This is a genomic window from Streptomyces sp. P5F9, from assembly GCF_057961495.1.
This window is the reverse complement of the sequence record NZ_JBXVPZ010000054.1, coordinates 1-13,762: the sequence shown is the minus strand read 5'-3', so window position 1 is coordinate 13,762 and position 13,762 is coordinate 1. Positions and strand designations below refer to the sequence as shown.

Sequence of the window (13,762 nt, the reverse complement as noted above, 5' to 3'; positions counted from 1 at the left end):
GAAGGGTAATCGAGGGGAGGGGGCCACCCGCGAGCCCGGTGAACCGCCGCCGGACCCGACTCTCACGCCCTCTTCCAGAGGGTCAGCTCGGTGACGTAGTCGCGGGCCTCGATGCCGGACGCGTCCTTCTGGACGACGACATCCTTGATCTTGAGCATCGCCAGGTTCTTCTCGTCGGTGACGGTGCACAGCAGCGCGCCCTTGGTCAGCTCCTTGCCCTGGTCGGCATCGGCGAGCTGGGAGGGCAGCGTGTTCGCCGCCGCGCCCTCGGCGCACTGCTCGGGGGTGGGACCCGCGCTCTTTCCCGTGGCCGTCACGAGGTTCAGCGTGTGGGCGGTGCCCCACTCCGCGTACTGCAGCTCGGCTCCGGTCGTCGAGCTGGAGGCGTGGGGGTCGATCCGCGGTGAGTCCAGGTCGACGTTGGTGTACGAGCTGCGGGCCGTCGTGAACTGGGCGCGCAGGGTGAGCGGTTTGGCCTTGAAGACGGCGGTGTAGCCGCTCGTAGTGGGTGACGCGGTGGTGCCGGTGGGAGCTGACGAGGCTGTCTGCCCGGTGCCGCCCTGCGCGCCGGTGTCCTTGTCGTCGTCACGGGTGAGGACCCAGGCCGCCGCTGCTACGACCACCACGGCCAGCGCGGCGGCACCGACCGCCAGCGGGGTCCGGCTGCGGGCCGGTGCCGTGACGGAGGGCCGTGTCCCGGGCGGGAACGAGGGCGCCGGGGCCTGCTGCTGCGGCGGCTGGGTCGGGGCGTGCTGCGTCGGCCGGCCGGACTCCGGCGTCTGGGTGGGCGTATACCCGCGGGGCGCCGAGGAGTCGGGCGGCACGGCACCGCGAGACCCGCCGCCGGGAGGCACGGTCGTCGCGCCCGCCGCACCTGCGGGATCGCCTGTGCCCGCAGAGGCCCCCGCGAGGCCCCCTACGCCCTCCAACTCGCCTTGCTCCCGCGCAAGTTGCTCCTGCCGGGCGATGTCCGCCGCGACGGGCTCCGGCAGCCAGCCGGTGAAGTCCCGTAGCGACCGCTCGGCCAACTCCTCGCACAGGGCGGCCAGTTCGGAAGGTGAGGGCCTGGCGGCCGGATCGGCTGCCAGGGTGCGCTCCAGGACCGTGCGCAGCGGTTCGGGGTATGACGTGAGGTCCGGCGGGCGGAACTCGGTGTTGGCGATCTTCGTGGCCAGCGTGATGGCCCCGGAGTCGCCGTACGGGTGGCGGCCGGTCGCGGCCACGGCGGCGATCAGGCCGAGGGAGAAGACGTCGGCGGCCGGGGTCTGTTCCTGGCCGTTCGCGTGCTCGGGCGACATGAACTGCGGGGTGCCGATGAGCCCGCCGCTGCGGGTGAGTTGAGTGGCGTCGGCGGCCCGCGCGATGCCGAAGTCGATGATCCAGGGGCCGTCGGAACCGATGAGGACGTTGCTCGGCTTCATGTCCCGGTGGATCACGCCGGCCTTGTGCACGGCGTGCAGTGCCTCCGCCGCGCAGCCGGTCAACTGGAGCACCGTGGGCAGCGGGAGCGTCCCGTGCAGGGCGAGGACCCGGTCCAGGGCGAGGCCGGGGACGTAGACGGTGGCGAGCCAGGGCTGTGGCCCGGTGGTGTCGTGGTCGACGACCGGGACGATGTGGTAACCCTGCACGCGGCGGGCGGAGGTCGCCTCCTGCTCGAAACGGCGGCGGAACTCCTCGTCCTGGGCGTACTCCCGGCGGATCACCTTCAGGGCGACCGGCTGGTTGCCGCGCGTGCGCGAGAGGTAGACGGAACCCATGCCGCCCTCGCCGATCCGGGCCAGCAGCCGGTAACCGGCCACGTCCCGTGGGTCGTCGGGGCCCAGCGGTCTCAAGTGGCCACTGTTTTCAGCACTGTTCAAGATGTTCAGCCCCCCTCGCCAGGCGAGTGATCGTACCGGCGCAACCCGGTCATCGGGAAGTATCCGAGGGGATCAAGGAAAATAGGCGAACATCGAGGAGAATCACGGCAGTTGACAGGTCCCTCGGACGGCGAGGCGTGCTCATGGAACATCATCTGGCCCCTTCGGCGGAGGGCGCCGACTATCTGCTGGAACTCTCCAACGTCGTACGCCAGACCTCCATCGGCCCCCGGGGACCGCGCTCGCTGCGCCGACTCGGGCTCGTGCTGCGGGCGTTGATGGAACTCACCGGGGACCCCGACGTCTCCGTGTACCTGATCGCCGACACGAGTCTGCTGGGCGGGCACCGGGAGTTCGGTGATCCGGCCGAGGTCCGCCGGCTGCGCCGATGGGTCACCGACGGGCTGGTCGAGGAGGTCGACGACGCCGACGAACGCATCCTGGACCTGGCCCGGATGACCGGCACCGGGGTCGTCACCGGTGACCAGTACGTCGACCATCGCGTCGAACACCCGTGGATCCAGGGCAACACCTGGCAGTTCCTCAGACCCGAGCCCCGCCCCGACGGCTCGGTCGCCGTCGTGCCGATGGACATGGGAGTGCGCACGGCGGCCGAGATCTCCTACCGCATGGAACTCGCGGCCCTCAAGAAGCAGGGTCTGCTCGGTCCGGCCCGCACCCCGCTGACCCAGGTCATCATGCGCAACTGGCGCTGCCCGGAACCCCGTTGCACGCTCTACGACGTCCACAGAGGTGACCGTGTCCTGCTGCCCCGGATGCGACGCGGCGTTCCCACCTGCGAGTTGCACGGCGCCGCGCTGACCGACGAGGGGCCGAGGTCCGCCGCGGCCCAGCTCAAGGTCGTCATCGACCGTACCTGCGTGGCCCGTTACACCCTCGACGAGGGTTCCGAGGCGCACGTCGGACGGCTGCCGGGACCGGCGGGCATCGCCCTGCACAGTCTGCTGTCGCCGGAGATCGCCGCGCAGGTCAGCCGTCGGCACGTGGCGGTCTCCGCGCGCGGCGGGACGGTCCTGGTCCGTGACGTCAGCACCTACGGGACACGGATGCGAGGGGCAGGCCGTAAGGGCGTGCCCGGCCGCTGGGAGACCCTGACACCGGGCACCGACCGGTCATTCCGCCCCGGCGACGAGGTCGAACTAGCCCCCGGTGTCGTCCTCACCCGCAGCGGCCGGCGCTTCCCCGCCGAACTCGCCGACGCCTGGCGCACCGAGGCCGGCGGGATCGCCGTACCGCCGACCGCGGCGGCGCCTACGCGACGGGTCTGACCGCAAGGGGAGTCGGCGGTGCGATCCCCGACCGCACCGCCAACTCCCCTTCAGTCAGCCGACGATGCGGTGCGTCGTCCAGAACGACGTCAGGTCCGTGGTCGTCGCGGCCTGGGCCGCCGCCTTGAACTCGGCCGTGGTCGAGACGCCGTACCAGTGCGAAGTGGCGTAGTCCTTCAGGAGTTTGGCCATCACGGTGTCGCCGAGGGTGCGGCGCAGATCGTGCAGGGCGCACTTGCCGTAGCCGTAGACGACGGTGGAGTAGCGGGACGAGTGGGCGTCCCAGTAGGCCATCGAGTTGGTGATGTTCTCCGCCGAGGAGGCCCAGGAGACGCTGTTCCAGCAGTTGGTGCCGGTCAGGCCCTGGGCGAGGTCGGTGGCGTAGTCGGTGAACGCCTCGTCCAGCCAGGGGCTGTTGTACTCGTCGTCGCCGACGATGCCGTAGAACCACTGGTGGCCGATCTCATGGGTGAGGGCCGTGGTGCTGACGAGGTCGAGGACGAAACCGGGGTACTCCATGCCGCCGAACCAGAAGTTGTTGTCGATGACGGCGTCCAACTCGCCGTACGGGTAAGCCCCGAAGCGGCCCGCGTGGGCGTCAACTGCGGACTTGGCGGTCGTGAGCATCGACTGGGCGTTGGCGGAGCTGATGCCCGTCACCGAGTAGATGTTGACCGGGGTGCCCGCCGTCGACGTACCCGAGATCTTGGTGAACGGGCCCGCCGCCCACGCGAAGTCCCGGACCTTGGACGCGGTGGCCGTGGTCACCGTGCGGCCGCTGGTGCCGGGGGTGTCGACCGAGGCGCCGGTGGCCGGGACCAGCAGAGTGGTCGGGTGGTCCAGGGTCACCTTGAAGTCGGCGGCCAGGGAGTAGAAGGACTCGCCGTTGTTCGTGTACGGGTCCAGGTGCCAGCCCGAGCCGTCCTTGATCGCGAGGACCGGCAGCGCGTTGCCGATCATGCTGAACGCGCCGTCGTAGCCGAACCGGTCCGCGCCGCTCGGGACCGTGATCCCCAAGTCGAAGCCGATCGTGGTCGATTGACCCTGCGCGAGGGGAGTGGGGAGCGCTATCTGCAGGGCCGTGCAGGCGACCGAGAGGGCGCCCGCGGTGCCGCCGGTGACGTTGGTGACCGTGATCGGCGGCGCGGAGCAGGTGCCGTGGTAGTTGTCCCACAGCCGCAGGTACACCTCGGTGAGCGGGGTGGCGGAGGCGTTGGTGAAGGTCGTGCTCTCGTGACCGGTCCAGACGGTGCCCGCGGTGTTGCTGCTCAGGCTGACGGTGTACGCCGGGGCGGCCGGTGTGCGCGTCGAGTCGGCCGGCGGGGCGGTGTCTCCCGAGGTGTTCAGCGCGATGTCGTCCAGGACGAAGCTCGTCTGGAGGCTGGAGTCCTCGGTGCCGCTGAAGGCGAGGCTCACGGTCTGGCCCGCGAACGACGACACGTCGAACGACTTCTGGACGTACCCGGTGGCCTTGTTCAGGTTCGAGTACGTCGCCAGAGTCGTGCTGCCGATCTTCGCCGTCAGCTTGTCGTACGCGGTCGACGAGGTCGTCTCGGCGGTGTCGATGTGCAGCCAGAAGGTGAGCGTGGCGCTGCCGCACCCGGACGGGATCGTGACGCTCTGGCTCAGGCTGTCGGTGTGCGTGCCGCCAGTGCCGTCCAGCCAGGCGAAGTTCGAGCCGCCGTGGGCACTCTGGCCGGTACGGCTGGTGATGACGGTCGTCGAGGACTGGGTCCAGGACGAGGTGCCGCTCTCGAAGTCGCCGCCCGCGACCACCTGCGCCGGGGTGCAGGCGGCGGCGAGCGGTGCGGCCGCCGGCGCGGCGGCGGCAGGGGTGACGGGAAGCGAGAGGGCGGCCACTGCGGCGACGGCGAACACACCGGCGGCGAGAGCCTTGTGGGGGGTCGATCTCACACGGAACTCCTTATACGGCGGCCGGGATTCCGGCCTGCTCGGTGGCCGTCCGACCGGACTGGGTGTTCCGGTGGGCGGCCGCGGGAACGCGCGTAGTTGTTGCGTGATCGCGGAGGAAGCTTCGCAGATTTGACCGGGTCATGCCATAAGGAGGGGGAAGTGTGTGCGTGAGGTGGAGGAAGGTGTGCCCGAGGGGCGGAGAGGGGCGGGTGCACACCCGCGTTGCGCGGGCCATGCCTCGATTTGGCCTCCGGTTGGCCGAATGTACGCCTTCGATTGCTTCCATCGAACGATGGACCACATCACGTTCCTCGTGGCGGTCGTCATCGTCACGGCCTTGGCCTTCGACTTCACCAACGGATTCCACGACACCGCCAACGCGATGGCGACGTCCATCGCCACCGGGGCGCTGAAGCCCAAAACGGCGGTTCTGATCAGTGGGGCCCTCAACCTCGTCGGCGCCTTCCTGTCCACGGAGGTCGCCAAGACGATCTCCGGCGGCATCGTCGACGACACCCTGGTCACGCCAGGGATGATCTTCGCGGGGCTCGTCGGGGCGATCCTCTGGAACCTCCTGACCTGGCTGCTGGGGCTGCCGTCCAGTTCCTCGCACGCTCTGTTCGGCGGCCTGATCGGCGCCGTCTGGGTCGGCGCGGGCTCCAACGGCGTCCACTTCGACAAGGTTGTCGAGAAGATCCTGATCCCCGCGGTGGCCTCCCCGCTCGTGGCCGGAATCGCCGCTCTCCTCGCCACCTACCTCGCCTACAGGATCACCGCCCGGGCCCGCAAGGACTCGGTCACCAAGGGCTTCCGGATCGGCCAGATCGCCTCGGCCTCCCTGGTCTCCCTGGCGCACGGCACGAACGACGCCCAGAAGACGATGGGCGTCATCACCCTGACCCTGATCTCGGTGGGCGCGCTCGGCCACGACGCCGGTCCGCCGGTGTGGGTCATCACCGCGGCGGGCCTCGCGATCGGCCTGGGCACCTACATCGGCGGCTGGCGCATCATCCGCACGATGGGCAAGGGCCTCACCGACATCCAGTCCCCGCAGGGCTTCGCGGCCGAGGCCGCCTCCACGACGGTCATCCTCACCTCCGCCCACCTGGGCTTCGCGCTGTCCACCACGCAGGTCTGCTCCGGGGGCATCCTCGGCGCCGGTCTGGGCAGGCGCCTGGCCGAGGTGCGCTGGGGCACCGCGGGCCGCATGGTCATCGCCTGGCTGGTCACCCTCCCGGCCGCCGCCGCGGTCGGCGGTCTGTCCGCGACCGTCGTCAAGCACGGCGGCAACCTCGGTACGGCCCTGATCGCGCTGATCGCCGCCGCCGTGGCCCTGTTCATCGTGGTCGCCTCGCGTCGCAACCCCGTGCACGCGGACAACGTGAACGAGACCCACGAGGTCACCATCCGCAGCGAGGCGTCCACCGACGTCCGTACGGCCGCCTGAGCCAAGGGAGTTGAGCAATGAGTGTGGACTGGAACGCCCTCGGCGAGGTCTTCGCGGTGAGTGTCGGCGTGACCGTCGGCGTGGTCGTCGTCTTCGCGCTGGGCATCCTGGGCCTCGCCCGGGTGGAGGCCGCCCGCGAAGTGGACGGCGGCACGCACGCCCTGGGCTTGACGCAGGCGGGGTTGTGCTTTCTCGCGTGTGCGGCTGTCGTGGCTTACGGCATCTATCTGATCGTGCCGCAGTTCCACTGAGCACGACGATCACCACCGATCACCTCTGAGTCACTGAACCCCCTTGAGAGGAGGCCGGGATGACCGAACTGCTTGCCGGGCTGCGGGTCGACTACACCGACGCCGACGACCCGGTACTGGTACGGCCCGACGGCAGCACGGTGGACACCTGGCGGGAGAACTACCCGTACGAACAGCGCATGGAGCGCAAGGAGTACGACTGGCACAAGCGGCTCCAGCAGATAGAACTGCTGAAGCTGCAACGCTGGGTCAAGGAGACCGGGCGCCGGCTCGTCATCGTCTGCGAGGGACGCGACGCGGCCGGCAAGGGTGGCACGATCAAACGGTTCACCGAGCACCTGAACCCGCGTGGCGCCCGCGTGGTGGCGTTGGAGAAGCCGAGCGAGCGCGAGAGCGGTCAGTGGTACTTCCAGCGCTACGTCCAGCACCTGCCGACCGCCGGCGAGATCGTGCTGTTCGACCGGTCCTGGTACAACCGGGCGGGCGTGGAGCGCGTGATGGGGTTCTGCACCGACGACGAGTACCGCCGCTTCATGCGCCAGGCCCCGCTGTTCGAGCGGATGCTGGCGGACGACGGCATCGACCTGATCAAGTTCTGGTTCTCCGTCTCACAGGGTGAACAGCGCACCCGTTTCACGATCCGCCAGGTGGATCCCGTACGGCAGTGGAAGCTCAGCGCGATGGACCTGGAGTCCCTGGACCGCTGGGACGACTACACGGCCGCCAAGGTCGCCATGTTCCGGGAGACCGACACGGAACACGCGCCCTGGACCGTGGTGAAGAGCAACGACAAGAAGCGGGCCCGGGTCGAGGCCATGCGCAGCGTGCTGGCCCGCTTCGACTACGCCGACAAGGACGACGAGGTGGTCGGCAGCCCCGACCCCCGCATCGTCGGCGCGGCGGCGACCCTGCTGGAGGAGGGCGAGGACGACACGGCGGCGGTGTTCTAGCGACCGGGCCCTGATCTTCTGGGGCTTGGGGACCTAGTCGCCGTCGCGTGGTACCAGCGTCACCCGGTGGAAGTTGCAGCCGGTCATGGGCGGGCGCCCGGCAGGGGGCCCGCCCGCGTGTGCCTTGAGGGCGACGCTGACCAGGCTCAGCAGCAGGTCCACGTCCGTCTCGCAGTCCAGGTGGACGGTCACCCAGCGGGAACCGGGGATGATCCGGATCGCGGTCGACTCACTGAGGTCGTGATGGAACCGGAGGATGGCCCCGACGGTGAGATGCAGGTCCACATCGTGGTCCGAGTGGAAATGCACGATCTCGCTGTGGGCGGACCGCAGCGCCCGCCCCGTGCCACAACTGGCCGGGACCGCGCTGAGGTCGCGCCAGCCTTCCAGTCGCTGCATGGCTCGCTCGGCCAGGGTCATGTGCCCATCGTGGACCGCGCACCGCTTCGCAACCAGAGGTTGAGCGATTCGTAACCGGGGCGTGAGGTACCGCACACCTGAGGAGCGTCAGGTGTGCGGTGCGCGAACCGGGTCAACTCCCCTCGGACACAAGCTTTTCGTAGCCCACCAGCCGTACGCAGGTGGCCACCCCCTCGATGATCTCCTCGATCTCGGAGAGGTCGGGGAAGGAGGGGGCGATCCGGATCGTCCGGTCCCTCGGGTCGTCGCGGTACGGGTGCGTGGCGCCCGCCGGCGTCAGGGCGAGACCGGCGTCCGCCGCGCGCCGCACCACCTCGCGGGCACACCCGTCGGGCACATCGAGAGTGATGAAGTAGCCGCCCCGGGGCGTCGACCAGCTGGCGAGACCGGTGCCGCCCAGCCGCTCGGCGAGGATGCGCAGCACGGCGTCGAACTTCGGCCGCAGCAGCTCACGGTGCTTGCGCATGTGGGCACGCACCCCGTCGGCATCGCGCAGGAACATCGCGTGCCGCAGCTGGTTGACCTTGTCCGGGCCGATGGACCGCTTGGCGCTGTAGCCGCGCAGCCAGGCCACGTTGGCGGGGGACGAGCCGAAGAACGCCACGCCCGCGCCGGCCAGCGTGATCTTCGAGGTGGACCCGAAGACGAAGACCCGGTCGGGATGCCCGCTCGCGGCACAGGCGTTCAGCATGTCGGCGATCTCCACCTCCTCGTCGGTGAGGTGGTGCACGGCGTAGGCGTTGTCCCAGAAGACCCGGAAGTCGGGCGCGGCCGTCGGCATGGCGGCGAGCCGCCGTACGGTCTCGTCGCTGTAGCAGGTCCCGTCCGGATTGCTGTACTTGGGCACGCACCAGATGCCCTTGACGGCGGGGTCCTCGGCGACCAGCCGCTCCACCACGTCCATGTCGGGACCCTCGGCGGTCATCGGCACGGGGATCATCTCGATGCCGAACCGCTCGCACAGCGCGAAGTGCCGGTCGTAGCCGGGGACCGGGCACAGGAACGCGACCCGCTCCTCGTCCGCCCAGCGGCGCGGGGCCCCGGGCAGCGTGCCGAGCAGCGCGTGCACGAGGCAGTCGTGCATCAGCTCCAGACTGGAGTTTCCTACGGCGAGCAGCTGCTCGGCCGGGACCTGGAGGAACCCGGAGAAGATCTCCCGGAGCTCCGACAGCCCGTCCGCGCCACCGTAGTTGCGGCAGTCCGTGCCGTCGGCGGAGGTGTAGCGGTCGCCGGGCAGTGAGAGCAGTTCGGCGGACAGGTCGAGCTGGCGGGCGGAGGGCTTGCCGCGGGTCAGGTCGAGCTTCAGCCCCTTCGTGAGAAGGGCTTCGTAGTCGCTCCGGGCCGCGTCGAGCAGGGCCGGGAGGGAGTCTGCGGTGCGCGCAGACGGGGGAGGAGGCGTCACGGCAGCCGACGCTACAAAGCCGGAGGTCACACCACAAACGCATAACCGCCGTCGCCCCTCGCCCCGCACGGCCGGAGTACGGTGATCCGTGCCTGACCAGGCCACACAAGGTTGATGTCGGATTCCCGCCAGCCCCGCTCCGCGCCGTATCGGATGCTGGACGTATGCAGAACGGGATGCACACCGACACGGAGCGCTGTGTGCGCGCGGTCCAGTCCAAGGACGCGCGCTTCGACGGCTGGTTCTTCACGGCCGTCCTGACCACCCGCATCTACTGCCGGCCCAGCTGCCCGGTCGTCCCGCCCAAGCCGGAGAACATGACGTTCTACCCGAGTGCGGCGGCCTGCCAGCAGGCGGGCTTCCGGGCCTGCAAGCGCTGCCGCCCGGACACCAGCCCCGGCTCCCCGGAGTGGAACCAGCGGGCCGACCTGGTGGCCCGCGCGATGCGCCTGATCGCCGATGGCACCGTGGACCGCGAGGGCGTCCCCGGCCTCGCCGCCCGCCTCGGCTACAGCACCCGGCAGATCGAACGCCAGCTCCTCGCCGAACTCGGCGCCGGCCCCCTCGCGTTGGCCCGCGCCCAACGCGCCCAGACGGCAAGGCTGTTGATTGAGACGACGGCCCTTCCGATGGCGGAGATCGCCTTCGCCGCCGGCTTCTCCTCGATCCGCACCTTCAACGACACCGTGCGCGACGTCTTCGCCCTCTCCCCGAGCGAGCTGCGCAACAGGCGCCCGAAGACGACCGTGTTGACCCCCGGCACGCTCACCCTCCGCCTGCCGTTCCGCGCGCCCCTCAACCCCGACAACCTCTTCGGCCACCTCGCGGCGACCGCGGTACCGGGCGTGGAGGAGTGGCGCGCCGGCGCGTACCGCCGGACCCTCCGCCTCCCCTACGGCCACGGCATCGTGTCCCTGACTCCCCAGTCCGACCACATCGCCTGCCGCCTCACCCTCAGCGACCTGCGCGACCTGCCGGTGGCGATCAGCCGGTGCCGCCGCATGCTCGACCTGGACGCCGATCCGGTCGCGGTGGACGACCAGTTGAGGACCGACCCGGTCCTGGCGCCGCTGGTGGACAAGGCGCCGGGCCGGCGCGTGCCGCGCACGGTCGACGAGGCGGAGTTCGCCGTACGGGCCGTCCTCGGCCAGCAGGTCTCCACGGCGGCGGCCCGCACCCACGCGGCCCGCCTGGTCACCGCGCACGGCGAACCGGTCGACGACCCCGAGGGCGGCCTGACCCACCTGTTTCCCTCACCCGAGGCCTTGGCGGCGCTGGACCCGGAAGCACTGGCGATGCCCCGCACCCGCCGCACGACGTTCACCACGCTGGTGGGCCAACTGGCCGACGGCACACTCCACTTGGGGGTCGAGAGCGACTGGACGGAAACCCGCGCCCAACTCCTCTCCCTGCCCGGCTTCGGCCCCTGGACGGCCGACGTCATCGCCATGCGCGCCCTCGGCGACCCCGACGCCTTCCTCCCCACCGACCTCGGAATCCGCCGCGCCGCCCAGGAGTTGGGCCTCCCGTCGACACCGGCCGCCCTCACCGCACGCGCGGCGGCCTGGCGACCATGGCGGGCGTACGCGGTCCAGTACCTGTGGGCGACGGACAGCCACCCGATCAACTTCCTTCCCGTGTAAGGGGATTGCAGCCGTCATGAAGCACCACACGGTGATCGACAGCCCGTACGGCCCGCTGACCCTCGTCGCCGACGAGGACGGCGCCCTCTGCGGCCTCTACATGGTCGACCAGCGCCACCGCCCCCCGGAGGAGAACTTCGGCACCCCCGACGACACCCCCTTCGCCGAGACGACGGCCCAACTACAGGCATACTTCGCGGGCGAGTTGAAGGAGTTCACCCTCCAACTGCGCCTGCACGGCACCCCGTTCCAGCGCACCGTCTGGGACCAGCTCCGCCGCATCCCCTACGGCGAGACCCGCTCCTACGGCGACCTCGCCGGCGCCCTCGGCAACCCGGGAGCCTCCCGCGCGGTGGGCCTCGCCAACGGCAGGAACCCCATCGGGATCATCGTCCCCTGCCACCGGGTCGTAGGCGCGAACGGCAGTCTCACGGGGTACGGCGGCGGCTTGGACCGCAAGCAGCGGCTGCTGGACTTCGAGAGCGGGGCGGCGCTTTTCTAGTGCCTCAAGTGCCTCTCACATCAACGGTGTTGGGGTGTCATGGCAGCAACCGCCGCTCCTTGGCGACAGCCACCGCCCCGGACCGCGTCTCCACCCCCAACTTGCCGTAGATCCGCCCGAGATGGGTCTTCACCGTCGCCTCGCTGATGAAGAGGGCCCGGGCGATCTCGCGGTTGCCCAGGCCGCGGGCCAGCTGGCCGAGGATCTCGCGCTCGCGCTCGGACAGGGTGGGGTGCGGGCTGCGCATCCGCGCCATGAGCCGGTCGGCGACCGGGGCCGAGAGCGCCGTACGGCCGGACGCGGCGGCGCGGATCGCCGTGAACAGTTCCTCGGGGCGTTCGGCCTTGAGGAGGTAGCCCGTGGCGCCCGCCTCGACGGCGCGGGTGATGTCGGCGTCGGTGTCGAACATGGTGAGGACGAGGACACGCGGGCCGTCACCGGCGGTCAGTCTCCTGATGGCCGTCACGCCGTCCATGCCGTCGCCGAGCTGGAGGTCCATCAGCACCACGTCGGGCCGGACTTGGGCGGCCAGGGCGAGGGCCTCCTCGCCGCTGCCCGCCTCACCGACCACCTCGATGCCGTCGGCGCTGGACAGCAGCGCACGCAGTCCGGCCCGTACGACGGCGTGGTCGTCGCACAGCAGCAGACGTACGGGTACGGGTACGGGTACGGGTACGGGTGTGCTCACGGGACGAGCTCCTCACGGACGACAGGTACGGCGACCGACACCACTGTGCCCTCGCCGGGAGCCGACTCCACGCTCAGCGTGCCACCCGACTGCCGGGCCCGGATCCGCATGGCGGGCAGCCCGTGGCCGCGCACCCGGCCGGGCTCGGACACCGGGGGACAACTGGCGTCGAAACCACGGCCGTTGTCGGCGACGTCCAGGGAGATCTGGTCGTCCAGGCAGGTCAGGGTCAGCGCGGCCCGGGTCGCGGCCGCGTGCTCGCGTACGTTGGCCAACGCGCCCTGGGCGATGCGCAACAGCGCCGCCGCGGTCCGCTCGGGCAGCGGGCCCGGTTCGCCGTCGAGCCGGAACTCCACCGTCAGGCCCGGACCGCTCTCCCGCTCGGCGAGCGCGCGCAGCGCCGCGGGCAGGGAGTCCTCGACGAGGTCGGCCGGTGCCAGGTCGTGCACGAACCGGCGCGCCTCGGCGAGGCCGCGGGAGGTGATCTCGGCGGCCTTGAGGATGTGCCCGTGGGCTGCTTCCGGGTCCGTCCGCCACAACCGCTCGGCGGCCTGCAACAGCATCTGCTGACTGGACAGGCCCTGCGCGACGGTGTCGTGGATCTCCGTGGCCAGCCGCTGCCGCTCCGCCAGGACACCGGCCCGCCGTTCGGTGGCCGCGAGGTCGCGGCGGGTGCGGACCAGGTCGTCGATCAGGACGCGCTGCCGGGCCGCCTGCCGCTGCAACTGCACCAGTACGGCGGTGGCGACCGCCGCGAGCGCCGGCGGGGCGACGACCATGTTGGGGTTGAGCGTGCCGTCCGCCACCCGTATCTCGGAGGCCACGACCAGCGCGGTGAGTACGGCGGCCAGCGGCACCGCGAACCGCGGGGGCAGCGCGTACAGGCCGGCGAACAGCAGGGGCATCGCGCACCAGGTGGCACTCGGCGCGAGGGCGAGCAGCACGGTCCAGACGGCGGACACCGAGCCCAGCCAGGCCAGATGACGCGTGCTGGGCGCGGAGCCCGGGCGGGGTGCCGGAGCCAGGAACTGCCCGAGGACGTACAGCAGACAGAAGACCGCGTACAGCACCAGCACCCAGCCGGTGCGGGCCCCGCCCTGGTCGCGGGTCAGGAACCGTACGAACGACGAGCCGAGCAGCAGAAAGAACGCGGCGTGCACGACCACGGGCAGCAGGCGTTCCTCCGAACCGATGTCTCCCGACCCCTGTCGCTCCGCGTGCCCCGTCCTCGGTGGTCCCGTGTGTCCCATCCTCCGTGTCTAACGCGACGGACGGGACGGCGCATCAACCGATCGGCTGACATCCGGATCACCCGAACCGCTCCCGGATCACCGCCCGTTGACCGAGCCGGACACCCGGCCCCCGCACCGAGGCTGGCATCAACACCCGCCACCCAC

The 13,762-nt window shown here is 70.7% G+C and carries 12 protein-coding genes; 6 read left to right on the top strand and 6 right to left on the bottom strand.

Going from position 1 to position 13,762, the window contains the following annotated elements:
* Positions 1-62: 62 nt before the first annotated feature.
* Positions 63-1,832: a serine/threonine-protein kinase gene (locus AC31A1_RS12390; RefSeq protein WP_489653330.1), complete on the bottom strand. Its 1,770-nt coding sequence runs from the start codon at positions 1,830-1,832 to the stop codon at positions 63-65.
* 170 nt (positions 1,833-2,002) lie between these two features.
* On the opposite strand from AC31A1_RS12390, the gene AC31A1_RS12385 reads away from it, so the two are divergent.
* On the top strand, positions 2,003-3,148 hold the full coding sequence (locus AC31A1_RS12385) for an FHA domain-containing protein (RefSeq protein ID WP_489653329.1): 1,146 nt from the start codon (positions 2,003-2,005) through the stop codon (positions 3,146-3,148).
* Positions 3,149-3,202: 54 nt separating this feature from the next.
* Here AC31A1_RS12385 and AC31A1_RS12380 read toward each other — a convergent pair whose 3' ends face one another.
* On the bottom strand, positions 3,203-5,062 hold the full coding sequence (locus tag AC31A1_RS12380) for a M1 family metallopeptidase (RefSeq protein ID WP_489653328.1): 1,860 nt from the start codon (positions 5,060-5,062) through the stop codon (positions 3,203-3,205).
* A gap of 292 nt (positions 5,063-5,354) precedes the next feature.
* On the opposite strand from AC31A1_RS12380, the gene AC31A1_RS12375 reads away from it, so the two are divergent.
* The 3 genes from AC31A1_RS12375 to ppk2 are packed head-to-tail and all read left to right on the top strand — an operon-like array spanning position 5,355 to position 7,710.
* Positions 5,355-6,509, top strand: coding sequence for an inorganic phosphate transporter (locus tag AC31A1_RS12375; RefSeq protein ID WP_489653327.1), 1,155 nt, complete (start codon positions 5,355-5,357; stop codon positions 6,507-6,509).
* Between the two features lie 17 nt (positions 6,510-6,526).
* Positions 6,527-6,760, top strand: a complete 234-nt coding sequence (locus AC31A1_RS12370; RefSeq protein WP_318019735.1) for a hypothetical protein — start codon at positions 6,527-6,529, stop codon at positions 6,758-6,760.
* A 59-nt stretch (positions 6,761-6,819) separates the two neighbouring features.
* Entirely contained in the window at positions 6,820-7,710 is an 891-nt protein-coding gene (gene ppk2 / locus AC31A1_RS12365; protein ID WP_489653326.1) for a polyphosphate kinase 2, read from the top strand.
* 33 nt (positions 7,711-7,743) lie between these two features.
* Here ppk2 and AC31A1_RS12360 read toward each other — a convergent pair whose 3' ends face one another.
* On the bottom strand, positions 7,744-8,130 hold the full coding sequence (locus tag AC31A1_RS12360) for a luciferase domain-containing protein (protein ID WP_489653325.1): 387 nt from the start codon (positions 8,128-8,130) through the stop codon (positions 7,744-7,746).
* A gap of 112 nt (positions 8,131-8,242) precedes the next feature.
* Positions 8,243-9,532 carry an aspartate aminotransferase type Ic gene (locus AC31A1_RS12355; protein ID WP_489653324.1) on the bottom strand — a complete coding sequence of 430 codons (1,290 nt, stop codon included), beginning with the start codon at positions 9,530-9,532 and terminating at the stop codon, positions 8,243-8,245.
* A 164-nt stretch (positions 9,533-9,696) separates the two neighbouring features.
* Between AC31A1_RS12355 and AC31A1_RS12350 the strand changes: the two genes are divergently transcribed.
* Positions 9,697-11,175, top strand: coding sequence for an AlkA N-terminal domain-containing protein (locus tag AC31A1_RS12350; protein WP_489653323.1), 1,479 nt, complete (start codon positions 9,697-9,699; stop codon positions 11,173-11,175).
* Between the two features lie 16 nt (positions 11,176-11,191).
* Positions 11,192-11,677, top strand: a complete 486-nt coding sequence (locus AC31A1_RS12345) for a methylated-DNA--[protein]-cysteine S-methyltransferase (RefSeq protein WP_489653322.1) — start codon at positions 11,192-11,194, stop codon at positions 11,675-11,677.
* Between the two features lie 37 nt (positions 11,678-11,714).
* Here AC31A1_RS12345 and AC31A1_RS12340 read toward each other — a convergent pair whose 3' ends face one another.
* Together AC31A1_RS12340 and AC31A1_RS12335 are read right to left on the bottom strand one after the other, a co-directional pair.
* A complete protein-coding gene (locus AC31A1_RS12340) occupies positions 11,715-12,365 on the bottom strand; it encodes a response regulator (protein WP_489653321.1) in 651 nt (216 codons plus the stop codon).
* Positions 12,362-13,615: a sensor histidine kinase gene (locus tag AC31A1_RS12335; RefSeq protein ID WP_489653320.1), complete on the bottom strand. Its 1,254-nt coding sequence runs from the start codon at positions 13,613-13,615 to the stop codon at positions 12,362-12,364. The genes AC31A1_RS12340 and AC31A1_RS12335 overlap by 4 nt, the downstream gene beginning before the upstream one ends.
* Positions 13,616-13,762: the final 147 nt, after the last annotated feature.